The organism is Cohnella lupini (assembly GCF_003386205.1).
GTDB classification, from domain to species: domain Bacteria; phylum Bacillota; class Bacilli; order Paenibacillales; family Paenibacillaceae; genus Cohnella; species Cohnella lupini.
On sequence record NZ_QRDY01000001.1, the window covers coordinates 1 to 26,987 of the forward strand.

Genomic DNA, 26,987 nt, shown 5'->3' on the forward strand with positions numbered 1-26,987 from the left:
GAAGAAGAACATCGGAAAGCCGGATGAGGGAAAACTTCACGTCCGGTTTGATGCAGGGGGAGCTGGAAAAGTAAAAGGAGGGCATACGCCCTCCAATGAAATTTCAGTTCTCTACTCTACTCAGAAAGTATAAACTTGATACAAACGTTTACTGACTTTCAATGACGTTGGAGCCGGCCGTTTTACTTGTTGAACACAAATAACCCGCCTCCCAAAATAACCCGTCCAGACCGGGTTGTTTGTCCCTCGCGGCTCCAATTTCGCTGAATAACCCGTCCAGACCGGGTTATTTGTTCCTCGCGGTCCCTGTTTCGCCCAATAACCCGTCCAGACCGGGTTATTTGTCCCTCGCGGTCCCTGTTTCGCCCAATAACCCGTCCAGACCGGGTTATTTGTCCTTCGCGGTCCCAATTTCGCGGAATAACCCGTCCAGACCGGGTTATTTGTCCCTCGCGGTCCCTATTTCGCCCAATAACCCGTCCAGACCGGGTTATTTGTCCCTCGCGGTCCCAATTTCGCCGAATAACCCGTCCAGACCGGGTTATTTGTCCCTCGCGGCTCCAATTTCGCCGAATAACCCGTCTAAACCGGGTTATTTATCTCTCGCGGCTCCAAGGTGAGAGTCATCCATTTCAAATACGATGCTTTTCAATGTATTTATGAAACTTGATCAAAAATTAAGTTGGAAAAAGATGTTTTTGATTCCTATTGGTCTCCGTTTGTTCTTTTCCTTTCCTAAATTCGATCTATAGTGATGTTCTTCATCCTACTTTGATTACAAAAGTGCTCAGCAGCTCCAATAACGATGATTACCATTCTACTTACTATGATTTCAACTTGATAGCTGACTCACTGTTAATCAAAACTTATAGCAGAGCATGCATCAATCTCGAAATTATGGACGGCGAAGCCGCTTTTTTGCGTATATCGAGCGACTTCGAGAAGGCCATAACTTTAATTGATAAATGCTATAAATTCATTAGAAGTGACTTTACTAGGGGACTGTGTTAGGTTCAAAGTAACCTATTTTAGCGTGATTCGACTTACGCTATGCCGCGAGAGGAGAATTTTGTTGGAACTGCAAGTGACGAACAGCCCATTTCATGCAGAGCAGATAGAGTTGCTCAATCGCTTATTACCCGGCTTAACGGATAACCAGCGCATTTGGTTGAGCGGATATCTAACGGCTCTTAATAGTAGCTCCGCGATCGCGTCGGCGATCGTCAATTCTTCTATTGCCGCTCATCCGGTTGCCGCAGCGGCTCCTTTATCCAAGGAAGTAACCGTGTTATACGGATCGCAAACCGGCAACTGCCACAAACTGGCGACGAAGCTGTCCAAGAAGCTGGAGGAACAAGGCTTTCAAGTCTCTCTTTCCTCGATGGGAGATTTCAAGGTAAACGGCTTGAAGAAAGTACAGAACCTGCTCCTGCTGGTCAGCACCCATGGCGAAGGAGACGCCCCCGACAACGCGATCGCGTTCTACGAATTTCTTCACGGCAAGCGCGCGCCGCAGTTGAACGAGCTTCGTTATTCCGTGCTCGCTTTGGGAGATACGTCTTACGAGTTTTTCTGCCAGACCGGCAAAGATTTCGATAAACGACTGGAGGAGCTAGGTGCCAAGCGTATAGTTCCCCGCGTCGATTGCGACGTCGACTTCGACGAGCAAGCGGCGGAGTGGATGAATCAGGCGATAGGCTCTTTGGGCGAGTCGCCGTCGGGCCAAGCAGTCGCGGGCGGAACAACTCAGTCGATCGGCAACGTCGCAGCGGATGCGGAATCGGAATATTCGAGAACGAATCCGTTCCATGCGGAGATTCTCGAGAACCTCAACCTGAACGGTCGCGGATCGGACAGGGAAACCCGGCACGTCGAGCTGTCGCTCGAAGGATCGAATCTTGAATACGAGCCGGGGGACAGCTTAGGCGTGTATCCGGAAAATCATCCGAAGCTCGTCGATGAGTTAATCGAAGAGATGGGCTGGAACGAGAATGAGCCCGTAACGGTCGGCAAGAGCGGCGGCAAGAGCCCATTGCGGGAAGCGCTGCTTCGCCATTACGAGATTACGGTGCTGACTAAGCCGTTGCTCGGACAAATCGCCAAGCTGACCGGACTTGATCGGCTGAACGATCTGCTGAAAGCCGGGCTAGAGCAAGAGCTTAAAGATTACCTCAGGGATAGGGACTTACTGGATTTGGTTAGGGATTACGCGTTAAAAGGAGTGCCCGCGGAAGCGTTCGTATCCGTCCTCCGGAAAATACCGGCACGGTTATACTCCATCGCGAGCAGCTTGAAGGCGAATCCGGACGAGGTGCACCTCACGGTGCGCAAAGTCGATTACGAGGCACACGGCAGGAAGCGTTACGGAGTTTGCTCCGTTCACCTCGCTGAACGCGCGGCAATCGGCGACTCGTTGCCGGTGTTCGTTCAACAGAACGCGAACTTCAAGCTTCCGCAAGATCCGAACGCGCCGATCATCATGATCGGACCGGGCACGGGCGTCGCGCCGTTCAGGGCTTTCCTCGGAGAACGGCAAGAAACGGGAGCCGAAGGGAAATCATGGCTGTTCTATGGCGATCAGCATTTCTCTACCGACTTCCTCTATCAAGTGGAATGGCAACGCTGGCTTAAGGAAGGCGTGCTGACCCGTATGGACGTGGCGTTCTCGCGCGATACGGATAAGAAAGTCTACGTGCAGCAACGGATGAGAGAGAAGAGCAAGGAGCTCTATCGATGGCTGCAAGAAGGAGCATATGTTTACGTATGCGGAGACGAGAAGAAAATGGCGCATGACGTCCATGCCGCGTTGATCATGATCATAGAGCATGAAGGCGGCAAGACACCGGAGGAAGCCGCGGAGTACTTGTCCGGAATGCAGCAGCAGAAGCGTTACCAAAGAGACGTATACTAACCTAGAAATCGAAAGCCCGCGAGAGGAGAAACGTAATATGTCGGAAAATAACCTGTTATCACCGAACAGCGCTCCGCATAGCGACGTCGAGGAAATCAAGCGCAGAACGAATTATTTGCGCGGGAGCCTCGCGGACACGCTAGCGGATACCATAACGGGATCCATTCCCGAGGACGACAACCGATTAATGAAGTTTCATGGAAGCTATATGCAGGACGATCGGGATTTGCGCAACGAACGGAGCAAGCAGAAGCTGGAACCGGCTTACCAGTTCATGCTGCGCGTGCGCGCCGCGGGCGGAGTCGTTACGCCGGATCAATGGCTGATGATGGATCGGGTCGCTCAGAAGTACGGCAGCGGAACGATTCGGTTGACTACACGTCAGTCCTTTCAGCTTCACGGCGTTATCAAGTGGAACCTAAAGAGCACGATACGCGAAGTCAACGATGCGATGCTGAGTACGCTCGCGGCCTGCGGCGACGTGAATCGTAACGTCATGTGCAACCCGAATCCGCATCAGTCGGAAGTTCACGCGGAGGCTTACGAATGGGCTTGCCGGATCAGCAACCATCTGGATCCCCATACGAGGGCGTACCATGAATTATGGCTCGACGGCGAGAAGATCGTGGATAGCAGGGAAGACGGAGCGGAACAGGAGCCGATCTACGGGCATGTCTACTTGCCGCGCAAATTCAAGATCGGAATGGCGATTCCCCCTTCGAACGATATCGACGTATACTCGCAAGACTTGGGGTATATCGCGATCGTCGAGGACGGTAAGCTGAAAGGGTTTAACGTTACGGTAGGCGGCGGGATGGGAATGACTCACGGCGACACGAAGACGTATCCGCAAATCAGTCAGGTTATCGGATTCTGCACGCCGGAGCAAGCGGTCGACGTGGCGGAGAAGACGGTTACGATACAGCGCGATTACGGCGACCGTTCCGTACGGAAGCATGCCCGTTTCAAGTATACGATCGACGATCGCGGCATCGACTGGTTTGTCGGCGAGCTGACCAATCGCTTGGGTTGGAAGCTGGAGGAGGCGCGTCCCTTCCGTTTCGACGATAACGGGGATCGTTACGGTTGGGTGAAAGGCGCGAACGGCAAATGGCATTTCACTATGTTCATCCAGAACGGCAGAATACAAGACGATGATCAAGTTAAGCTGATGACCGGATTGCGGGAAATTGCCAAGCAGCACACGGGAGATTTCCGCTTGACCGGGAATCAAAACCTGATTATCGGCAACGTCAGCGCGCAGAAGAAGAAAAAAATCGAGGAGCTCATTAAGGCGTATGGGCTCACCGATGGCGCAAGCTATTCGGCTTTGCGCAGAAACTCGATGGCCTGCGTCGCGTTCCCGACGTGCGGATTGGCGATGGCGGAATCGGAACGTTATCTTCCCGAGCTGTTGACTAAGATCGAGCCGATGCTGGATTCGGCGGGGCTGCGCGACGAGAATATCGTCATTCGCATGACCGGCTGCCCGAACGGCTGCGCCCGCCCGACTTTGGCGGAAATCGCCTTTATCGGCAAAGCCCCCGGCAAATACAACATGTATCTGGGCGGCGGATTCAGCGGGAACCGGTTGAATAAGCTGTACAAGGAAAACATCGGCGAGACGGAGATCTTGGATTCGCTGCAACCGATGTTCGAACGATATGCGAACGAGCGGCGGGACGACGAGCGCTTCGGCGATTTCGTCATTCGAGCCGGGTACGTCAAGGAAGTTCGTTCAGGCTTGGATTTTCACTCTTAATCTCGCATTCGAAAGCCGCCTCCGGGTCCATCGGGGGGCGGCTTTCGTCATGAAATCGAATCCTTCCTATCTGCCCTTTCAAGCGACGGCATATCCGTTCGCGCGAAGGGCATCTTAATTTATTCCAGTCCCAACGACTAACATCGTCCAATTACAAGCAAGGACGCGGAAAATATAATGGGGTTAGATAACGCTTACATGAAGGCGTTAATTCCTAAAGGGGGTAAAGGAATTGAGAAAACAAATGATCGTCGGATTAGTAATCATGCTGTTGGTTGGGATCGTATCGGCTTGCGGAGGCAACAACAATGAACCATCGAGTTCGGGCAATAACGCAAGCGCTTCCAACGGTGCCGGGACCGACACGCCGAAGAAAGCGGAGCTGACTTTGATGCTGACGGGCCTTGGGCGCTTCAAGGAGCAATTCGATCAATATCTGAAGCAGTTCGCGGCTAAAGAGAAAGCGGAGAAAGGAATCGACGTTACTTATAACCTGGAGGTGCCGTCGGACGCGAACTTGCTGAAGACGCGGCTCGCGAGCGGAGACGCTCCTGATATCTTTTCCTTCCACGCGGCGTTCGACGGTCCTATATTCGAGAAAGGCGGATATTTGCCCGATCTTTCCGGCGAACCGTTCGTAGGCAAATTGATCGATACGATTCGTCAAGTCGTCACGATTAACGACAAAGTCGTCGGCGTTCCGATGGAGAGTTTCTCTTGGAGTTACTTGTACAACAAAGAAATGTTCGATAAATACGGCTTAAAGGTGCCGACGACGCTGTCCGAAATGAAACAAGTCGTGGAAACCTTGAAGAGCAACGGAGAAACGCCTTTCATGCTCGCCTACAAGGAAGCAAGCTTTCCCGGATGGCTCACGCAATTAAGCTTCGAATCCGTCGTCGCCAAGCAGTCTCCGGACTGGTGGGACCGCATGAACAAGGGCGAGGCTTCGTTCTCCGAGCTGAAGGATAAAGGCATGTTCGACATTATCGATTTGGTGAACGGCAACGGCACGAAACGTCCATTGGAAGTCGGCGCGGACGACGGCTTGGCCAAATTCGCGAACGGCGAAGCCGCGATGCTGATTACCGGCACTTGGTATGCCGACAGCATCCTGAAAGCCAATCCGAATTTCAAGCTCGGTCTCGGAGCTCTTCCCGTCAACGACGATCCCGAGTCCACGATGGTGAACTTAGCCGTGTCGACGACGCTGTCCGTGTATCCGGAAAGCCCTAACAAAGCGGTAGCGACCGATTTCCTCAATTATATTCTGGATGACAAAGATTCTTCGGCCTTTTTCGACCAATTGAAATTCAATAAAGTGGCCAAGGATCAACAGATCGAAACGTTCCCTTGGACGGAGCAAGGCAATCAATACGTGGAAAGCGGACATTCTTACTTGGATCAATCGATCCCGCAATCGGCTAACGAAGCGATCGGTAAAATGTCGCAATCGTACTTCGCCGGGCAAATCTCGCAAGACGAATTAGTCGCGGAAATCGACAAGGCTTGGAAGAAGTCGGTCCAAGTTCAAAAATAAATCTGGCGGGAAGGCGGTAGCAGCAAGCGCTGCCGCTCTCCCCTCGGTTAGGCGGTGGATGGGAATGTATCGAGCGCTAAAAACGAAACCGTGGATTTCTTTGCTGGCCTTCGCGGCACCGGCTCTCGTGTTTTACGTGATCTTTTTGCTAATACCGACTCTCGGCGGCGTATACTACAGTTTTACCGATTGGAACGGATTGTTCCGGAGTTATCATTTCGTAGGCTTCAGCAACTACGTCGAAGCGTTCACGGAAGATTCCAGGTTTATTTATTCGCTATTCTATACGCTAAAATACGTGCTGGCCATCGTCATCCTGCAAAACGTAATCGGCCTTGGCCTTGCGGTGCTGGTTGAAAGCCGGATGCGCACGAAAGCTCTGTTCCGGACGTTGTTCTTCATGCCGAACATGTTCAGCGTCTATATCAGCACGCTTATGTGGACGTTCATATTCTCGACGGCGTTTCCGCAGCTCGCGGAGAAGACGCTGCTGCACTTTCTGGACCAGCCGTGGCTCGGATCCTCGTCGATGGCGTTCGTATCGATCCTGCTCGTATCCGTCTGGCAAGGCGCCGGTTATTTAATGGTCATCTATATCGCGGCATTGCAGGGCGTGCCCCGGGATTTGCAAGAGGCGGCGACGATCGACGGCGCGACGCCGTTTCGTAAATTCCTTCATATCACGTTGCCGATGATCATGCCGGCGATTACGATCTGCGCGTTCTTGACCTTAAACGGCTCCTTCAAAATATTCGAAGTCGTATACGCGCTAACCGGCGGAGGTCCGGGATACAGCACGGAGGTCATCGCTTTCAATATCTATCAGGAAGGCTTCGCCAGGGATATGCGCTACGGTTACGCGACCGCCAAAGCGATGATCTTGTTCTTGATCATTCTGGTCATTACGGTAACCCAAGTCGCGGTCCTGAAGAAGAAAGAGGTAGAAGCATGAGGAAACGGAGCCTGATTCCCTCGTCGTTAATCGTGCTGTTGCTGATTATCGTAACGATATTCTTTATGTTTCCCATCGTGCTGGCCGTCGTGAATTCGCTGAAATCGCAAGGCGAAATGTTCAAGTCGGTAATCGCATGGCCGAAGGCGCTGCAATGGGAAAACTATAAGTACGTCTTGACGGAAGTTCATATTCTGCGCAGCCTGTACAACACGTTCATCATTACTATACTATCTATCGTCGGAATCATCTTTTGCGGAGCTCTCGCCGGTTACAAGTTATCGCGGACGCCCGGGAAAGTCAGCGCCTTTATTTTTTTCCTGTTCCTGTCGTCCATGCTCATTCCCTTTTATTCCATTATGTTTTCGCTCATCCAGGTCGCTTCCGGTCTTCATATTCAAGGCTCGGTCTACCGATTGCCCTTGATCTATATCGGACTCGGCGTGAACTTCGCGATTTTCCTGTACCACGGGTTCGTCAAATCGATTCCCCGAGAGTTGGAGGAATCCGCGCAGATGGACGGGTGCGGTCAGCTAAAAACATTTACGCGCATTATTTTTCCGCTGCTCCTTCCCATCACGATGACGATCGTTATTCTCGATATTTTGTGGGTGTGGAACGATTTCATGCTGCCGTTGATCATGATAACCGATTATAAAAGCTACACGCTCGTCCTGCTGGCCAGCACGTTCTTCAGCGAGTATTCGACGGAATGGTCTTATATTCTGAGCATCCTCGTGCTTACGTCGCTTCCGGTTATTCTCGTCTATCTCGTATTCCAGAAATATATCGTGCAAGGGATTGCCGACGGAGCCATTAAAGGATAATACAATGAGAGAGCCGAAGGGAGATTGCCGCATCATGTCCAACCGTTACCTGCGAATACGGGAGGAAGACCGGGTTCGCCGCTTGCAACCGCATTCAGGTATAATTAATATGGTGCTCGACACCGACGCTTTTAACGAGATAGACGATCAATTCGCGTTGGCGTACGCGCTGTTATCGAAAGACCGTATACAATTGCGGGCCATATACGCAGCGCCTTTCCATAACGAGCTTTCGGACGGTCCGAAGGACGGCATGGAAAAAAGCTACGATGAAATCATTCGTATATTGGATCGGATGGGAGAGTCCTCCGAAGGCTTCGTTTATCGCGGATCCGACGAGTACTTGCCCGGTCCCGAGCAACCCGTGGACAGCGAGGCCGCTCGCGATCTGATCGCGAAAGCGATGGCGGCGTCCGATGACGATCCGCTCTACGTCGTCGCCATCGGAGCGATTACCAACGTAGCCTCCGCGATTCTGCTCGAACCGCGCATCATCGAGAAGATCGTCGTTGTATGGCTCGGCGGCCACGCTCTCTGGTGGAACGATACGACGGAGTTTAATCTGAAGCAAGACGTGTTCGGCGCGCGGGTGCTGCTCGACTGCGGCGTTCCGCTCGTGCTCATCCCCGTTCTCGGGGTCTCGTCGCACTTGTCTACGACGCTGCCGGAGATCAACGCTTACGTAAGGGGAAAGGGTATCATCGGCGATTTCCTGGCCGAGCGGTTCGAAAGCTGCCATCAGGACCACTTCGGCTATTCGAGGGTCATATGGGACATATCCACCGTTGCTTATTTACTGAATCCCGCCGCCGTGCCGACCGAACTGGTCCATAGCCCGGTGCTGACCGACGGGATGACGTGGAGCAGGGACACGCGAAGACATTTGATTCGCTGCGCAACCTTCGCTAATCGCGATGCCGTCTTTAACGATCTGTTCCGAAAGTTGGAGAAGGCGTCGAGCGAAACGATACGTTAAAATAGAACTCATCCGTTGGGAGCGTGCGAGCATGGAACGCAAAGTATTGAACGTAGGCTTGATAGGACTCGGCGAAGTGGCGCAGGTCGTTCACTTGCCGGTATTGGAATCCCTTCCGGACGAATTCCGCATAACGGCTTTATGCGACATTTCTCCGCGGTTGGTCGAGCATCTCGGCCGGCAATACAGGGTCGAGAACCTCTATACGAATATGTCCGACCTAGTGAAACAAGAAGACGTCGACGTAGTGTTCATCTTAAACAGCGACGAATATCACGCCGAATGCGCGATCGAAGCGATTCGCAACGGCAAGCACGTGTTCATGGAGAAGCCGATGTGCCTGACCTTCGCGGAAGCGGACGCCATCATCGCGGAGCGGGATCGGCACGGAGTTACCGTAATGGTCGGTTACATGCGGCGGTATGCGGCTTCCTTCGTCGAAGCGGTGAAGGAAATCGGAGGCTTGGACAATATTGCATACGCACGGGTGAGGGATATTATCGGGCCCAACGGTTATTTCATTCGGCCGACAAGCCGCACGGTCGCCTTCGACGATATTCCGGAGGAAGCCAAGGCTGACCGCGCCGCAAGGGCGGAGCGGTTGAGCATCGAAGCGACGGGATTGGAACCGGGCTCGCCGTTGTTCGGCGTGTACCGTTTCCTTACCGGGCTGGGGAGCCATGATCTATCGGCGATGAGGGAAGCGTTGGGAATGCCGCTCGGCGTAATCGGGGCCAAGGTTTCACAGCAGCAAGGCAGCCTATTTCTTAACGCCATTTTCGACTATGGCCGATTTTCCGTTACCTACGAGACCGGCATGGATCAGCAGGGAAGATTCGACGCCCATATCGAGGTATATTCCAACCGCAAGTCGGTGAAAGTGCAATACGATACGCCATATATTCGCCATCTTCCGACGAAGCTGTTCATCGGCGAAACCGAAGGAGAGACGTACAAGGAATCCGTCATTCGGCCGACGCTTACCGATCCGTATACGCTCGAATTGAAATATTTGCACGAAGTCATAACGGAGAACAAATCGCCCAAAACGACGCCGGAGGATTACAAGAACGATCTTCGAATATTCGAAATGATCATGGAGTCGTTGAAATAAGCCTATGTCGAATCGTCTGCGCTTGAAATTGCTATCGACTTGCCAATCGTTCATCGAATCGTTTTCCGGCAGCATCAAGAAAAAATTGATCCTCGTCATGGTGTTGTTGACCTGCTTGCCGTTGATCGTCTTGACCGCGGTCGCCATCCACAACGCAGCGGATCGGCTGGAATCCGAAATTACCGGGTCCAACCTATCCAAGATCGAGTGGTCCGGCGCGTTTCTCGACGACCAAATGAAAGTATTGGATCAGATTTTATTTTCCTTGATGAACGACCAAGTCGTATCGGGTTTCATGGAAACCGCGCAAAAGCCGGACGATCCCTTGGAATTCTCGGTACAAAATAGCTTGTTCGCGAAGCTGTCCGCCCAATACGTGTCGAACTTGAACAGCTTCGACGAAATTCAGTTGTTCAAGAAAGACGCGGGGAAGACCTACTCCGTCCGAAACGGCGAGGAGCGAATTCTATACGGCCAGCAATCGACAGCTCCTTGGAACGCGCTAGGAGGCAGGAAAGCGGCCTATTTAACCGGAACCGATCCCGACCATTTTACGATGTACCGTTCCATCTATCGCTTTATCGACCGAGACCTGCAAGGCGGCATCGCGCTTCAGGCGAAATGGAGCATGTTCAATCCGATCTTCGAATCGCTGGAAAGCGACGATTCGGGCACGATTCTGATATTGGACGAAACGGGCAACATCGCTCACGAGCCGTTCGATAACGACGGGACGGAGATCGTAAACGCGAATTCCGTCGCCGAGCGAATCAAGGCAGGCTCGGATGGCCGTTTCTTCAAGAGCGACGATTATTACGTGTTCTATCAGCCCTTCGCGGGCGGAAAGATGACGATCGTGAAGTTGATTCCGACCAGCGTCGTCTCCGAAAGCGGCCGAAATACGATTTGGTTCAGCATTTGGATCGTGTCGGTTCTGATCGTCGTTTCCGTCGTATTCTCGATCTTCATCGCGAACAAGGCGGCTGCGCCTATTCTGAAGCTGGTCAGGGCGATTACCTGGACGGAAGAAACGAACAGCGACTTGTACATCGATCATAACCGCAAAGACGAAATCGGATTATTGGAGCAGAAATACGCCCAAATCATCAAGTCGCGCTATCAAATCCATATCGAGAAGAGAACGGCGCAACTGAAAGCGCTGCAAGCGCAAATCGATCCGCATTTTCTGCATAATACGCTGCAGTCGATCGGCGCGATGGCCGTCGTGAAGGACGTTCCCGACATCTACCACATCATTCAGGCGATCAGCAGCAATCTGCGGTATACGATGAAGCTAGGCGGGGATTTGGTCGAGTTGAAGCAGGAATTCCAGCATGTCCGCAACTATTTGATCATTCAGAAGTTCAGGTTCAAGGACAAAATCACGGTGGAGTGGGAGGAAGATTCAGCCGCCGCCAACTGCCTCATTCCTCCGCTGTCGTTGCAACCGATCGTCGAGAACGCCTTCGAGCACGGATTCCGGCAGTTGAAAGACAACTGGATCATTCGCATCTCAACCCGGCAAGAGCTGGATAAATTGTACATCGAAGTATCCGACAACGGAACCGGCATGTCCGAGCAGACGGAGCTTGAGCTTAAGGAACGGCTGTCCCGGAACATCGAGGAAATCATCGAGATGAAAGAAAGCATGGCTCTAAGCAACATTCAAGCGCGGATCAAGACCCAGTTCGGATCGGAATACGGACTCGAAATCCGGAGCGCGCTGCACGGCGGAACCCTAGTCACTCTCGTATTGCCTAGTCTGTCGACGCAAGGAGGGGAATCTCATGGTTGATTTGGTTATCGTGGAAGACGAGCCGTGGACTCGCGAAATGATCAAGCAATTCGTCATCCAATCCGGTTTGGACATCGAGGTAACCGGAGAAGCGGACAACGGGGAGGACGGCTTGCGCGTCATCAAGGAGAAAAATCCGAATATCGTCATCACGGATATGCAGATGCCCCTCGTTGACGGCATCGAGATGCTGCGAATCTTGGAAACGCATCAATCGAACATGAAAATCATCGTCCTGAGCGGTCACGACGACTTCAAGTATACGCATCAAGCGATACGTACTGGCGCGGTAGAATATTTGTTGAAGCCCGTGGATCCCGAGCAGCTGACGCAAGCGCTGAAGCAATGCATGGAGGATCTGGAGCATAGCCAACGCCAGATTTCCGAGGTGCTGGTGACTCTTTCGCCCGAAATGTTGGCCGTGCTGAACGACTGCAAAAAAAACGTCAGCGCGTTTTTGAACGAGTTTGCCGTTAAATCGGTCGAAGACGCGCTGGCCGAATGCCTGACGTATTTGGATACCCATTTCCATTGCAGCTCGCCGCAATGGCTTCGCGTATACCATGAATTCCTCGCGATGCTCGAGCAATTCGCGGCCATGGAGGGCTTGGAGCTTACCGATGTTCTGTGCGAGAAGTCCATGCTGGCCCATGTACCGAATCAGCTAGTCGTCGCGGATGTCTCGGAAGCTTTGACGGCGATCTTTCGCGAAGCGATGGATAGCCTCGTCAGCAGAAGAAAAGACCGCAAAAAAGTGAACCTGCAACAAATATTCGATTACGTTCAGCAGCATTACGCGGATTCGATATCGTTGGAAACGTTGGCGCACCGGTTCTTCTTGAGCAAGGAATACCTTAGCAAAATGTACAAGCTGCAATTCGGGGAGAACGTCATGGAGCAAATTATCCGGCTTCGGATGGAAGCCGCCAAGACGCGGGTCATGCAAGACGACACCCAGATCAAGCACATCGCGAAGCGGGTAGGCTACGACGACGTCTCTTATTTTCATAAAATATTCAAAAAGCATTACGGAGTATCTCCATTGGAAATGAGACAAAAAGACGAATCCGCGAAATCGGAGAAACCGGCGGAATTGACGGATTCGGCGGGAGGCAACACGCGAAATGGAGAGAGTTGAAAGCGAAACCCGGACTTATGGGGACGTGTATTCGGGCGTCCGAAATTCGCATGTCGCTTTTCCTCTAGGAGGCATAGGAGCGGGCATGTTCTGTTTGGAAGGAACGGGCGCGATGTCCCATTTCTCGTTGCGCAACGCGCCGGACGTCACCCACGAGCCTATGATGTTTTCCGCGCTTTGCGTGAAGAGCGAACAAGGCAACGTGGCGAAAGTGTTGGAAGGTCCGGTGCCCTCCTGGAAAATATTCAGCCACCGTTCGGACCGTTTCGTCGGGCCGGGGAACGGCTTGTTCGGCAAGCATTACGGGTTGCCGCGATTTAAGGAAGCGTCTTTTCGCTCGAAATTTCCTTTCGGAACGGTAGAGTTGCGCGATCCCGATATTCCGGTCGACGTGACGATAACCGGATGGAGTCCGTTCATCCCGTTGAATGCCGACGAATCGAGCTTGCCGGTCGCCGGTTTGGAATTTACTTTCGCGAACGATACGGACCGAACGGTAGAGCTCGTGTATTCCTTTCATTCCGCTCATTTCATGGCGGCGGAAGGCTCGGACAATCATCGCGTCGTTCGATCAGGATCGGGAAGCGGATTCGTGCTGGATCAGCCGGCGATCGAGAATCGGATCTGGGAACAGGGGACATTCAGCGCGGTCACGGATCATCCCCGGGCAAAGGCGGATTGCGCTTGGTTCAGGGGCGGTTGGTTCGATCCGCTAACGATGATCTGGAACGATATCGCGGCGGGAAACAGCCAGGAGAAAGCTCCGGCGGAGGAAGGAAAGCCTAGTCCTGGCGCGAGCCTCTTCGTTCCGCTGGAGCTCGTGCCGGGCGAACGGCAAACGGTGAGGCTCATGCTGTCTTGGTGGGTGCCGGAAACGAACTTGAACGTCGGCGTTCCCGCCGCTTCGTCGCATATAGCCGCCGACGATAACCGGACTGCGCAGCAATACCACAAACCTTGGTATGCGGGAAGGTTCTCCGCCGGATCCGAGGTTACCGATTATTGGTATGCCGATTACGATCGACTGCGAACGGAAAGCATCCGTTTTAGCGACAGCTTCTACGGAACGACGATGCCTCCCGAGCTAGTGAACGCCGCGGCTGCTAACCTGTCTATCTTGAAGTCTCCTACCGTGCTGCGGCAAACCGACGGCAGATTTTGGGGCTGGGAAGGCAACGAGGATACGAGGGGAAGCTGTCACGGAACCTGTACTCACGTGTGGAACTATGCGCAGTCGCTTGCGCATTTATTCCCGGAACTGGAGCGGGGCGTTCGCGACGCGGAGTTCGAAGAGGGACAAGACGAGCGCGGGCATCAAAATTTCCGGGTCCCGTTGCCGATTCAGCCGGCGGATCACGAATTTCACGCGGCGAGCGACGGTCAGCTCGGCGGCCTCATGAAGACGTACCGGGATTGGCGCATCGGCGGGAATACGGATTGGCTTCGCGGAATTTGGCCTAAAGCCAAGGCGAGTCTGGACTATTGCATCGAGAAATGGGATCCGAACAGGGAAGGCGTTCTGTCCGAGCCCCATCACAACACTTACGATATCGAATTTTGGGGACCCGACGGAATGTGTTCTTCGATCTATGCGGGCGCGCTTAAAGCGGCTTCTCTCATGGCGCAGGCTCTCGGGGAAAACGACTCTTATGAACCGTTATACCTCAAGAGTAAAGATTACTTGGACAACGTGCTGTTCAACGGCGAATATTACGAACAGAAAATCGTATGGGAAGGTCTGCGAACGCCGTCGCCGACAAGCGACGAGCAGGCTTGGAACGTCAACTATTCGACCGAAGCGATAGAGCTCCTGAAGAAAGAGGGGCCGAAATATCAGTATGGAAAAGGATGCCTGTCGGATGGCGTCTTAGGCGCTTGGATCGCCGAAATGTGCGGACTCGGAGATATACTGGATCGCAATAAAGTCCGCAGCCACTTGCTTAGCGTATACAAGTATAATCTTAAACGCGATTTATCCGATCATGTTAATCCGCAACGCCCCGGCTTCGCGATCGGCGAAGAGGGCGGCCTGCTTCTGTGCACTTGGCCCAGAGGCGGACAACTGGCGCTTCCGTTCGTATACAGCAATGAAGTATGGACCGGAGTCGAATATCAGGTCGCTTCCCATTTGCTGTCGCTCGGCTGCGTCGAAGAGGGATTGGACATCGTGCGGATTTGCCGCGACCGGTACGACGGAAGGACGCGGAATCCATTCGACGAATACGAATGCGGCCATTGGTACGCGCGCGCGATGGCTTCGTACGGCCTCATTCAAGGCTGGAGCGGCATCCGTTACGACGCCGTCGACCGGACGCTGCACGTAGCTCCGAATAATTCCGGCGATTTCAGCAGCTTTCTCTGCACGTCAAGCGGATACGGCATAGCGGGCGTTCGCGACGGCATTCCGTTCGTAGACGTTAAAGCCGGCGACATTGAGATCGAGCATATAAAGCAGGGGATATAAACGGGAATAATAAGCCACTCATAATGAAAGTAATTTATTGCAGTCGCAGCCCCTAATCAGGGCTGTTTTTTTATTCATTTGATGACTCACGCCCATTTTATGTTTAAGGAGTGAACGAATATTTAAACCGCGAACCACAAATACTTTTTATGGAAGCTGAAGGAGGCTTTATCGTCGATGTCCTATAATCAAGAAAAAGAATCGCGATTAATGGATTATTTAACAGCTGCATTTTGCGCCGACGCCGATTTCGTTTCAAGAAATATACCCGTTTTGAGCGGGAAGGCTGAAGTAAACGTTCAATACATAGAAAATTTAATCGAAAATGAAATGATCAACGAAAACGTAATCGTAAGACTTCAGGACGGAACTTCGGAGGAAAGCGATCTAAATTCAGATAAAGTAATGGATATTATTCGATCAACAGTAGTCTCCGTTGCGAATGTCTACAGTTCGAACGATAAAGATCACCTTTTGCAAGCGATTCTCACGGGTCATGTTGCTATTACGGTTAACGATATCGATTATGCATTGGTTATACCGTTGCTTAAACGAGAAGTCGGCGAAAAATCGGAAACCGAGCCTTCGTTACAGAGCGGAAATGAAGCTTTCACATCCAATATCTATAAAAATTTTAACCTGTTAAGAATGAGATTGCCTTCCTTAGACTTAATGTTTAAACAAATGGAGTTAGGAAGAACTTCGCATACGAAAGTAAGAATCGTTTGGCTGAATAACATAGCGAAACCTCCGATTATCGAAGAGGTATGCAGTAGATTAAACCGGATCGACATCGATATCGTCCGATCGATCTCCGTCATAACCGAGCTAATCGAGGATAATCCTCTTTCGTTTTGGCCGCAATGCAAGCTTACCGAACGAGTTGACGTAACCGTCGCTAATATGGCTGAAGGACGCGTAGCCATACTATGCGATAACTTCTCGTTTGTAATATTGGTACCTTTATTGGTGTTACAGGAGTTTCAAACGCCCGATGATTATTCGCAAAAGTGGATGTTTAGTTCGATCATGAGAATCGTACGATATTGCGCCTTTTTTCTTTCCTCGACCTTATCGGCTCTCTATGTGTCGTTTGTAGCCTTCAACCATTCCATTATGCCTCCGGATTTAGCCATTCATATCTCTGCGGGAAGAAGCGAGGTGCCATTCCCTTCCGTCATTGAGGTGTTGCTCATGACTTTCATGATCGATGTGCTTAAAGAGGCAGGAATAAGGTTGCCTAAAGGTTTGGGTCAGAGCATCGGTTTCCTTGGGGCAGTCGTTATAGGCCAGTCGGCGGTGGAAGCGGGTTATGTCAGCCCGGTCGTAATCATCATTGTTGCGATCTCGGCGGTTTCAAGCTTTGCGCTGCCATCGATTAGCCTTACGAATATGTCGAGAGTAACCAATTACGTTTTCATTTTATTAGCGACCGTTTTAGGACTTTTCGGCGTCCTTATCGGTATTCTTTTTTTACAATGGAGGCTGATGACGTTACGTTCCTTCGGCATACCCATTTCCCATCCATTGGGTCTCGGAGAAATTAGTCAGATGAAGGATTTGTTGATCAGATCTCCGGCTTGGAAATTGAGAAAACGCCCCAAAGTATTATCCGAAAACGAAACCGCAATGGGGGATCGTACAAGAAAGCCAGGTCCCAAAGGATAAAGGGGAGATTGGAAGATATGTTGCAAAAGCAAAAAATAACAAGTCTTCAAGCGATATATCTTACCTTTGCAAGCGCTTATGGGGGAGTTGTTTTTTATCATTCCTACATTACAAGTTTGGCAGGGAGAAGCGCGTGGATTGCGGAGTCGCTAAGCGGAGTTATCAATATTTTGTTTGCTCTTTGGGTATTGGGGGTTGCGAGTAAATATCCGGGTAAAAACCTATTCCAAATACTTGAAATGTTTGCGGGGAAAATAGTCAGCACGATTGTCATATTTGTCTATGTCGGATTAAATATTGTCCTCTCGTCATTGCTGTTAATGTTATGCGGAGGACTCATGAAGACCTTTGTTTTGCATAATACACCGATGTGGGCAACTATGTTTTTGATTATTTTTCTGGCATTTTTAATTGCGGGAAGCGGGATTGAGAATATCGCCAGATTAAGTACGACTTGGGAAATCGTATTGCTCGGCATATTGTTATCCCTTGTTATCGGCGTAATATCCCAGTTCGATTCTTCGAATATTTTACCTATGTTAGATAGCGACATTCCTTCATTTATAAAAGCCGTTTTGTTGGCGGGCGGAGGGCATTCCGAGGTTATTCTATTCATGTTCGTCATGGTTGAATCCTTGAATCATCCCGGCAAGCAATTTACCCCGCTTTTTTTGGGATTATTAGTATCCGTCGTATTTATGCCGGGAGCCGTATCTTTTTTATTCTCGGCCGTTATTTCACCCGAAGAAGCTTCCACCATTTCTTTTGCGGGTCTAAACGCGGCTTCATCGATAACGCTTGGTAAATTCGTTCAAGGATTGGAAATCTTTGAATTAGTTACTTATGTGAGTATCACCGTATTGAAGCTGTCCGCAAATTTCTATAGCAGCTGGGTAGCTTTGGAATCTATGACGAAAAGAAACTCAAAGGTACTCATTATTATCGTTACCATTGTTACTTTCATCCTAACTTTGAATATTCGCTCGTATAACCAATCCTATTATTATTACATCCAGGTAACGCAATATTGTACATATCCATTCTACACCGCAGTCCTTTGCATCGTTTCCATTCTGATATACGCAAAAGGAAAAAAGGCGGTACTAAGGAAAACATGAAATATTCGAAATGGATGCGAGTAGTCGTAGGTACCGTTCTTCTGAGCGTATGCGCCGGCTGCTGGGATTACGTGGAATTCGAGGGCATGGCTCTAGTACGGGCGATCGGTATCGATATCGACGACAAAGGAAAATTTCTTTTGACTTACGAGATCATAAGAACCCGAAAACAAGGCAAGGAAAGCGGGAAGTCCAAAGAAGTGGTCCAAGGAATAGGGAAAACGGTGCCGGAAGCTTTCGATAATGTACAAGCCATCGTACCGGAAGAGCTTTTCTTAGGATATGTTACGACAATCATTATCAGCGAGGGCGCGGCAAAGCAACAATTGAAAAAAATCATGGATTATTTATTTTTTACTCCAAATATAAGGGAATCCGTATTTTTGGTCTTAACAAAGGAGAAACCGGAAAGTATTTTGAGAATGCCGGTCGGTAAATCGGGACTGTTGGTCGGGGAATCTTTAGTGGATTTTTTTAAGGTTACGACGCATGTAGGCATCTCATACCCGGTCAGGGTCAGAGATTTTAATAAATGGCTCATGATAGAAGGAATTGAGCCTATCGCCCCGTTATTACAGATGTATGGAGAAGGACAGATCAAATTGTCGGATATGGCTGTATTTAATGGTTACAAGCAGGTGGGGGTGCTTGATGCGAACGAAAGCAAAGGATTGGGAAGGATTACGAATAAAAAAATGCAAGAAATGATGGCCGTATCGATAACCGTACCTGACACCGCGGATTCTGCATTCGCGGTATTCAGTCTTCAAGATAATAGGTCGAAAATAAAAATTAAAACGGGCCGTGCGATACCCGAAGTATTCATCTCGACGAAAGCGACTGCTACGATGACCCAACTCGACGGTAATATCGGAGCCATAACGCCGGAAATTCTTCGCGCGTGCGAAAAAGAACTGGAAGGCAAGGTGGCAGATGAACTGGAAGCCGTTATAACAAAAGCTCAAAAAGAGACTAAATCCGACTTTTTGGGAATCGGGCTCAAATTTTATCAACAGCATCGCAGAGAATGGAAGGTTAAATATAAGTCCGAATGGGATGAAGTTTTTCCGGAGGTTGCTATTCATGTTAACGTGAATATAAAAGCAATCCATTCCGGGACCAAAATAATTCCTTTAAAAGAGCAATAGAATAGAACGTGCCCTCGGTCAAGTTTCGATCGTGATTAATCGGGACAAAGGGGCTTGTTTTTCAAACATACGTTCGGTAACATGGTGGAAAACGAAGGGAATTCGCCAGGCTACCATTAGGCAAGACGGATTCCGAAAGGTTGCGCGATTATGACTGAAAGCATAGCCCTACGGCGATTAATTCATCAAGGCATTGCAAGCCGAAAGCTCGAAACTCCGGAGCAGGTCGTTAAGAAGCTCGGCGCCATGCAAGCCCAGGATTACCATCAGGCGCTGTGGGCGATCGGAACTCGGTTGCCGTCCGCTACCGTCTCGGAAATCGAGCGAAGCATCGAGGACCGCAAGATCTTGCTGACATGGCCGATGCGCGGCACGATTCATTTCGTGCTGTCGGAAGACGCAAGGTGGATGTTGAAGCTAACGGCTTCCCGAATATTAGCGCAGAGCAAACGCAGGCAGGAGCAATTGGGACTCGACGAGAGAACCATCGAGCGCAGCCGGCGTATTTTCCATGACGCCCTGCAGGGAGACAAGCGAATTAGCCGTCCCGTGCTCATGCAATTGCTCGAGGATGAAGGAATCGGCACCGCCAATCAACGGGGATACCATCTTCTTTGGTATTTGTCGCAGACCGCTTTCATCTGTCAAGGACCGCGCGAAGGGAAACAGCAAACCTTCGTCTTATTGGACGAGTGGGTGCCTCGCGGCAAGGAATTGCCGATGGACGAAGCTCTGGCTTCTCTTGCAGAGAGTTATTATGGCGGACACGGGCCGGCCACCGTACACGATTTTGCTTGGTGGGCGGGAATTACGCTCGCGGACGCCAGGCGCGGAGTAGAGGCCGTCAAGTCCCGATTGGTCTCGGAGAAAGCGAACGGGGCGGAGTATTGGAGCTCCGAATCGGAAACGGCGGGCGCGGCCCCGAACGTGACTTCCGTATATCTGCTTCCGGGTTTCGACGAATATTTGCTAGGGTACAAGGATCGCGGCGCGGTATTAAGAGAGGAGTACGCCCCTCGGATCACCCCTGGCAACAACGGGATATTCATGCCTACGATCGTAATCGACGGGCAGGTCGTCGGCTTATGGAAGAGAACGGTCAAGAAAAAGGGAATCGATATCGAGCTTAACTTATTCGAACCGTTGGATGAACGTAAACCGGACATCCTTGTTGCTGCGGAACGATACTGTCGGTTCATGGAGCTGCCGCTAGTCTCTATAACTTTCGAATGACGATAAAAGGAATTGAACGCGACACTCCCGAATTATTCATTGTCGGACAAGGAGGGGAAAGGGAATGGTGATAGAGCGAATAAGAGAAAAGCTATGGGAAATATTCGAGAATCCGGATGGGAAGGTTTCTTTATATTTTACGATAAAAGATTATAGGAATAGATATAATTCTTACAAGCCGGGGACATCCAACGCGATGAATAAAGAATTAATCGGAATTCTGTTGGACGTAATGGCAGAGCTGGAGGGTAAGCAGCTGATGCCGTTTAATCCCATCGGATCGCTAGAGGACGTGCTGGAAGTGTGCGACTACGATTCCGTTGACAGCCTGACGCGTATTTGGGATAGCTTGACCGATTCCAAGCTACTGGAGGCGCCTCCCGAGGACATATCGAAATTTACGTTCTATTGCCTAGTCGTTCAATTGAACGAAGATAAGCAAGCCTACTTCTTCAGAAGGATAACCAATTTCAAGAAATTAAAAAAAGGAATTATCGGTCAGCTCGTCTCCGGTGATTATCAGAAAATCGAAGCGGAGCTGCTGGGAATCGATAACTACGTCGATATCATCGGTTACGATGGCAAGCTGATCGCTATCAATCATGTGTCCATGGAAAGAATATTCGATATCAAGACTCAGTACCGGGAAAGCGCGATGCGAACTTTAGCTTTGATCAAGGATACCGGCAGAATCGAGAATTTCGCTAGGTTCGAGGAAGATAGCATCAACGACGGCCGCGTGATCAGAGGGCTGACGCGGATTCTGCAGGATCCTTCGAAGGTAGACAGATGCTTCGAGAACTTCGAGAAGATCAAAGAATTGGTTCATACGATGCAACTGAACATTCGGTTCTCGGAAGACGGCAGCCAGTTGGTGTACGAGGACAAAAATCAACTTCAAAATATTACTCTGATCATTCGGGATGCCTATTACCAGACATTTATAACGGAACGATACGGCGTCGACGAGCTGGCGTAAAGCGGGAGGGAGGCGAACGGGGAAATGACGAAAGGATACAAGTGGCTGCTGTTTATTTCATCCTATGCCCCGCTATACGTATTGCTAGGAATTAACAATTATCGGTTCGAATCGAATGCGATCGAATTCATGAAAGCGGAAGCGTCCGATTCGACCAGACTCGCTTTTTGGGCGACGATACTCGTTCTGTTCGCCGTATCGTTCGCGGCGATCGGTTATTTCAGATGGATAGGGCTTAACGAACGTAGAAGCTTTCAAGGATTAAAGCCGATCAACGAAAGCGTCTTGAGCTATATGATCTCCTACGTCGTCCCCCTAACCGCTTTGAACATCGACAGCGTGAATAGCTTGGCGGTAAACGCTTTTCTATTCCTGATCTTCGGAATCGTATATGTCAACAACGACTTGTTGTATTTAAATATCCTGCTCATTCTATTCGGCTACAAAGTGTACGCGGATGCGTCGGGAGACGTTATTATTACTAACTATAGCAAAGATAGGCTAACGGTCATGATGAACAACGGAGAGCCGGTCTCGTGCAGGAAAGTCGTAAAAGGAGTGTACCTTCTAAGGCGTTCCTCTTAGTAAGCGGAACGTTCAGGCTGGAAGGCCAGCAGTTCATGGCACTGAACGGCGGACCGCACTACTCTTTTACTCCGGCGATATCGCTTTTTGTAAATTGCGTGGCGGGCAAATCCAGAGATGCGGTTGGCTCCAAGATAAGTACGGCGTTGCATACAACGGGTAATTTTGTTCCGATTCGTGTATGATCTTCCTCTGTTCGCTTTACCCGGCAGGAAAAGCGTTTCGAGCTTCGAATCGATACAGTAGACTCAACTACTCGCTGATAAAGGAAGGTTGTCGACAATGGGGAGAGAAGTGCGAATCGGCGTAATCGGCTTGGGCGGGATGGCTCGATTCCATATGGAGCAATTAGGTAAGGTAGACGGCGCTAGGATCGTTGCTTTGTGCGACGTAAGCGATCGGGCACTTGAAGAAGTCGGAGAAAAGCTGGGAATCGCGGGCGATAAGCGGTATCCGACAATCGATGAATTAATCGGGGATGCGGACGTCGATGGCATCGTCTCTGTAACTCCGAACGATTCCCATGTGGCGATCCTGAAAGCTTGCATGCTGGCGGGTAAGCCGCTGTTCGCCGAGAAACCGCTTACTAGGACGTTGGCCGAGGCGGAGGAAGTGCTGGAGCTATACAAGAGCAACCCGATTCCGTTGCTGATCAACTTCTCGTATCGCAACGGTCCCGCGTTTCAGTACGCGAAGGATTTCATCGGTCAGGGTAAACTCGGGAGAATCAACCATCTGTTCGTTCAATACTTGCAGGATTGGGGCTCGACCGTCAAGAATACCCCGTTCCTATGGAGGTTCGACGAAGCTGTAACGGGGACGGGTACGCTTGGGGATCTGGGCTCGCACATGATGGATATCGCGGAGTACTTGACCGGCTCCCGCATGACGGAGCTGCAAGCGATGCTTCAGACCATCGTGCCGGAGCGGATTGATCCGGTTACCTTACAATCGGTTTCCGTCCGCGTCGACGACTTCGCATGCTTCAACGCCAGATTCGAGAATGGCTCCGTCGGCGTTTTCCAGACTTCGCGGAATGCGTTAGGCAGCGGAAACCAGCATGAGATCACCTTATACGGCGAGTCGGGGACGCTCCACGTTAGCACGTTGAACGACCGGCAAGTCAGCTGGACGTATCCGAAGGAAGACGGCGGCACGGTTACCGAGACGTTCGAAGTAACCGGCGTAGAAGGCTTGAACCCGTGGAAGGAGTTCGCCTCGCGGATTCGCGGAGATCGGTCGCCGAATCCCGAGTACGCTTCCTTGGAGGACGGTTATAGGAATCAATTGCTATTGGAAACCGTCGTCCGGGCGCATCTCGCTCGCTCGGTCGTCACCGTATAAGGTTAATGATTGATTGAGGTGTCAAACCTTCCGACTGATCATCGGAAGGTTTGACACCTTTTTTGATTCCTGATCGGTATGCACGTTGGAAAGGAGTAACGGAATCTCCCTTTCGAGTAATGTAAGCGGTTTCGTATGGCGCGCGACGGGATCCATAATGTAGACGTAACGACAACTATCATCGAATCGGGGGAAATAGGTCAATGAGAAAACGGATATCGGTATTGCTCGTTTTGGCGCTCTCGGCTTTATTGGCGGCATGCAGCGGAGGCAACGACAACGCGAGTCCGGGAGACGGCGCATCATCCGCCGCGCCGGCGGAAAGCTCGGAGAAAGCAAAGGATCCGGCGAAAAAAGTCACGATCGAGTATTGGCACACTTATTCGGATTCGGAAGAGAAGGTATTGGTCGAGAAGATCAAGCCGATGTTCGAGGAAGCTAATCCGAGCATCGAACTGAAGCTGACCCGCATGCCGTACGAAGGCTTGAAGGATCAGGTTATCGCGGCGGTCGCGGGCGACGCGGCTCCGGACTTGATGCGGATGGACATTATATGGGTTCCGGAGCTGGCCTCCAAGGGGGCACTTAAGAAGCTGAACGACTTGCCGGGCTTTGACGACGTGAAAGCCAGCGTATTCGACAGTCCGATGCAAACGAATTTTTACAAAGGCGATTATTACGGCGTACCTCTGAATACGAACACGAAGATTGCCATTTATAATGCGGATACCTTAAAGGAAGCCGGTTTGGACCACGCTCCAGCCACGATTGACGAACTCGTTCAAGCGGCACGCGCTTTGAAAGGCAAAGATAAGCAGGGGATCGGCATTTCCGGCATCCATGCTTGGGGATTGCTGCCTTATTTCTGGAGCTTGGGCGGAACGGTCACGAACGAGGATTATACGAAGGTAGACGGTTATTTGAATAGTCCGGAGAGCGTCAAAGCGCTGGAAACGATAGTAGGCTGGAATAAAGAAGGACTCGTCATTCCCGCACTGCTCGGCGGCGAACCGGGAGCTTGGGATGGCTTAAAATCGGGTCAGTACATGATGATCGACGACGGTCCTTGGTTCTTCAGCATCATGCTTGGAGATGCGGCGAACGAATTCGATCCGATCGGCAAAACCGTTAGGGCATTGTTGCCAGCCGGACCTGGCGGCAGCCATTCCGTCGTCGGCGGAGAAGATCTCGTCACCTTCGCTAATTCCAAGCATCCGGAAGAAGCATGGACGTTCATGAAATGGATGCTTGGCGAAGAGCCTCAGCAAATCATGGTCGATGCGGGCATGATTCCGACCAACAAGAACGCGGCGAACGCGATCGATACGACCAAAAACCCGTATATCGGGCCGTTCATCGAGCAGTTGAACACGGCATTGCCCCGTACCCCGATTCCGGAATGGGGAGAGATGGAAACGATCTTTAACCTCAGCTTCGAGAAAGCGATACGTGGAGAGCAAACCGCGGCCGATGCCTTGAACGAAGCCGTGAAGCAAATCAGTTCCTTATTGGGCGATTAACGGACCGGCCTGAACCATTCGATAAACGCACCGGCTGATCCTGGACTGGTGCGGTTGTCGTCATTCGATAGGGGGGAGATCTTACCGTGGCGGAACCGATGCTTTCCGGAAAATCGATAAAGAAAACCCGCTGGCAAATCGGGCTCAAGCAGTGGCTGAGCGTGCTGCCGTTCGTCGCCGTCGGGATCGTCGGCGTTCTAGTCTTCGTCGTTTACCCGATGATTCAGAACATCAAGCTCAGCTTTCAGGAATTCAACATCATGCCGGGGACCAAGAGTCCTTGGATCGGTTGGGACAATTACAGAGGCGTCTTCGACGATCCGAACGACAAATTCATGATCGCTCTTAAGAATACGTTCCTTAACGTGTTGGTCACCGTGCCGGTAAACTGGTTTCTGGCGGTGTTCTTCGCCGTCGTCATCAATACGCGGTTCGTTAAGATGAAGGTTACGTTCAGAACGATATACTACTTGCCGATCGTCTCTTCTTGGATCGTCGTCGCGCTTCTGTTCAAATATTTGTTCGCCGACGGATCGGGCGGATTCGTCAACTACGCCCTGATTCATCTCGGCCTTCTCTCGGACCCCATCGCTTGGAAGAGCCATTATTGGTCGGCGATGGTCATGATCTGGCTGTTCCACATCTGGAAGACGGTCGGATGGGGAGTCGTTATCTATATGGCCGCGCTTCAGGGTATTCCCCGCGATTTGTACGAGGCGGCCGACATCGACGGCGCTTCCCCGGTCAACAGGTTTTTCCGGGTAACTCTGCCGATGCTTAAGCCGATAACCTTATTCGTGTTGATCAATCTGATCAACGGCGCTTTCGGCTTTTTCCCGCAGGTGTATTTCATTACGCAAGGGGGACCGATGAATCAGACCCAGGTCATTCCGAGCTTGATCTACATGGAGGCTTTCAAGCACTTTCATTTCGGCGAGGCGGCCGCGATGGGGGTCATGATGGGCATTCTCGTCTTCGCCGTCACTTTCTATCAGATGACCAAGATCGGCAAGCAAAGGCTGTTCTAACGAAGGGAAATAGAAGGACTGGGAGGATTCGGGATGAAAACGCCGTGGTTCACGAAGCTCGCCGTTTACGCCATCATCGTGGCCGGTGCTCTGCTATTCGTTTTTCCGTTTATCTACATGATACTAACCTCTTTCTTCACCGCTACGTTCTCCCTCCCGAAGCCGGAGGAAGTATTGCAGGTGACGCCTAACTTCATAAACTACCAAATCGTATGGGGCAAAAACCATTTCGCGCAATATTTCTCCAATAGCTTGCTTATCACCTCGGTCGCGATGGTCGGGGCGTTGCTGATCAGCTCCTTGACCGCTTACGGTTTCGCGAGGTTCGCTTTTCCCGGGAAGGAGGGAGTGTTCCGGCTATTCCTGCTAACGATGATGATTCCATCGGTCATCAATATCATTCCGCAGTTCATTATCGTGAAAAATCTCGGGCTGGTGAACACGTATTCCGGGCTCTGGCTTATCTATATCGCGACGGGGGTCGTCGGCAATATGTTTTTCCTGCGGGGATTCTTCGAGAGTATTCCGAGAGAGCTGGAGGAGTCGGTATTAATCGACGGCGGCGGCAACTGGAGAATTTATTGGAATATTTACTTGCCGCTATCGCTCCCCGCCATGGGAACGCTGGCCATATTCGTTTTCCAAGCGACCTGGGAGGAGTATTTCCTCGCGCTGACGATTATCAAGAGCGAAGCGTTGCGCACGCTTCCGATCGCCATACTCATGTTCAACGACAAGTACGCGACGAACTACGGTCAGATCTTCGCCGCTTCATTGATCGCGTTGCTACCGGTTATCCTCATCTACGTTATTTTTCAGAAGCGGTTCGTGCAATCGGGATTTAACGAAGGTGCCGTTAAAGGGTAAGCGGGCGATGGAGACAGC

General features: G+C 51.0%; 21 protein-coding genes. All 21 read left to right on the plus strand.

The window, feature by feature from the left end:
- The first annotated feature begins 1,072 nt into the window (after positions 1–1,072).
- The gene (locus DFP95_RS00010; protein WP_115990428.1) at positions 1,073–2,911 is read left to right on the plus strand and encodes an assimilatory sulfite reductase (NADPH) flavoprotein subunit; all 1,839 of its coding nucleotides are present in this window, start codon (positions 1,073–1,075) and stop codon (positions 2,909–2,911) included.
- Positions 2,912–2,948: 37 nt separating this feature from the next.
- Positions 2,949–4,673 (plus strand): assimilatory sulfite reductase (NADPH) hemoprotein subunit, encoded by a 1,725-nt coding sequence (cysI, locus tag DFP95_RS00015; RefSeq protein WP_115990430.1) that lies wholly within the window; start codon positions 2,949–2,951, stop codon positions 4,671–4,673.
- Positions 4,674–4,905: 232 nt separating this feature from the next.
- The gene (locus tag DFP95_RS00020) at positions 4,906–6,213 is read left to right on the plus strand and encodes an ABC transporter substrate-binding protein (RefSeq protein WP_245987247.1); all 1,308 of its coding nucleotides are present in this window, start codon (positions 4,906–4,908) and stop codon (positions 6,211–6,213) included.
- Positions 6,214–6,277: 64 nt separating this feature from the next.
- Positions 6,278–7,165, plus strand: a complete 888-nt coding sequence (locus tag DFP95_RS00025) for a carbohydrate ABC transporter permease (RefSeq protein WP_115990432.1) — start codon at positions 6,278–6,280, stop codon at positions 7,163–7,165.
- Complete coding sequence (locus DFP95_RS00030) at positions 7,162–7,992, plus strand: carbohydrate ABC transporter permease (RefSeq protein WP_115990434.1); 831 nt, start codon at positions 7,162–7,164, stop codon at positions 7,990–7,992. The genes DFP95_RS00025 and DFP95_RS00030 overlap by 4 nt, the downstream gene beginning before the upstream one ends.
- 34 nt (positions 7,993–8,026) lie before the next feature.
- Positions 8,027–8,968: a nucleoside hydrolase gene (locus DFP95_RS00035; RefSeq protein WP_115990436.1), complete on the plus strand. Its 942-nt coding sequence runs from the start codon at positions 8,027–8,029 to the stop codon at positions 8,966–8,968.
- Between the two features lie 31 nt (positions 8,969–8,999).
- Entirely contained in the window at positions 9,000–10,082 is a 1,083-nt protein-coding gene (locus tag DFP95_RS00040; RefSeq protein ID WP_115990438.1) for a Gfo/Idh/MocA family protein, read from the plus strand.
- A gap of 4 nt (positions 10,083–10,086) precedes the next feature.
- Positions 10,087–11,877: a cache domain-containing sensor histidine kinase gene (locus tag DFP95_RS00045; protein ID WP_115990440.1), complete on the plus strand. Its 1,791-nt coding sequence runs from the start codon at positions 10,087–10,089 to the stop codon at positions 11,875–11,877.
- Entirely contained in the window at positions 11,870–13,015 is a 1,146-nt protein-coding gene (locus tag DFP95_RS00050) for a response regulator (protein ID WP_115990442.1), read from the plus strand. Before DFP95_RS00045 ends, DFP95_RS00050 begins: the two co-directional genes overlap by 8 nt.
- On the plus strand, positions 13,002–15,479 hold the full coding sequence (locus tag DFP95_RS00055) for a GH116 family glycosyl hydrolase (protein WP_115990444.1): 2,478 nt from the start codon (positions 13,002–13,004) through the stop codon (positions 15,477–15,479). Before DFP95_RS00050 ends, DFP95_RS00055 begins: the two co-directional genes overlap by 14 nt.
- A 177-nt stretch (positions 15,480–15,656) precedes the next feature.
- Positions 15,657–17,147: a spore germination protein gene (locus tag DFP95_RS00060; RefSeq protein ID WP_115990446.1), complete on the plus strand. Its 1,491-nt coding sequence runs from the start codon at positions 15,657–15,659 to the stop codon at positions 17,145–17,147.
- A 17-nt stretch (positions 17,148–17,164) separates the two neighbouring features.
- Entirely contained in the window at positions 17,165–18,265 is a 1,101-nt protein-coding gene (locus tag DFP95_RS00065) for a GerAB/ArcD/ProY family transporter (protein ID WP_115990449.1), read from the plus strand.
- Between the two features lie 14 nt (positions 18,266–18,279).
- Entirely contained in the window at positions 18,280–19,413 is a 1,134-nt protein-coding gene (locus tag DFP95_RS00070; protein ID WP_245987326.1) for a Ger(x)C family spore germination protein, read from the plus strand.
- Positions 19,414–19,563: 150 nt separating this feature from the next.
- A complete protein-coding gene (locus DFP95_RS00075; protein WP_245987248.1) occupies positions 19,564–20,646 on the plus strand; it encodes a winged helix DNA-binding domain-containing protein in 1,083 nt (360 codons plus the stop codon).
- A gap of 64 nt (positions 20,647–20,710) precedes the next feature.
- Positions 20,711–21,625 carry a Kiwa anti-phage protein KwaB-like domain-containing protein gene (locus DFP95_RS00080; protein WP_115990456.1) on the plus strand — a complete coding sequence of 305 codons (915 nt, stop codon included), beginning with the start codon at positions 20,711–20,713 and terminating at the stop codon, positions 21,623–21,625.
- Between the two features lie 24 nt (positions 21,626–21,649).
- Entirely contained in the window at positions 21,650–22,210 is a 561-nt protein-coding gene (locus DFP95_RS00085) for a hypothetical protein (protein ID WP_115990458.1), read from the plus strand.
- Positions 22,162–22,395 carry a VOC family protein gene (locus DFP95_RS00090; RefSeq protein WP_115990460.1) on the plus strand — a complete coding sequence of 78 codons (234 nt, stop codon included), beginning with the start codon at positions 22,162–22,164 and terminating at the stop codon, positions 22,393–22,395. Before DFP95_RS00085 ends, DFP95_RS00090 begins: the two co-directional genes overlap by 49 nt.
- Positions 22,396–22,492: 97 nt before the next feature.
- Positions 22,493–23,554, plus strand: a complete 1,062-nt coding sequence (locus DFP95_RS00095; protein ID WP_115990462.1) for a Gfo/Idh/MocA family protein — start codon at positions 22,493–22,495, stop codon at positions 23,552–23,554.
- Positions 23,555–23,757: 203 nt separating this feature from the next.
- Complete coding sequence (locus DFP95_RS00100) at positions 23,758–25,074, plus strand: extracellular solute-binding protein (protein WP_115990463.1); 1,317 nt, start codon at positions 23,758–23,760, stop codon at positions 25,072–25,074.
- 86 nt (positions 25,075–25,160) lie between these two features.
- Complete coding sequence (locus DFP95_RS00105; RefSeq protein WP_115990465.1) at positions 25,161–26,102, plus strand: carbohydrate ABC transporter permease; 942 nt, start codon at positions 25,161–25,163, stop codon at positions 26,100–26,102.
- A 33-nt stretch (positions 26,103–26,135) separates the two neighbouring features.
- The gene (locus tag DFP95_RS00110) at positions 26,136–26,969 is read left to right on the plus strand and encodes a carbohydrate ABC transporter permease (RefSeq protein ID WP_115990467.1); all 834 of its coding nucleotides are present in this window, start codon (positions 26,136–26,138) and stop codon (positions 26,967–26,969) included.
- Positions 26,970–26,987 lie beyond the last annotated feature (18 nt).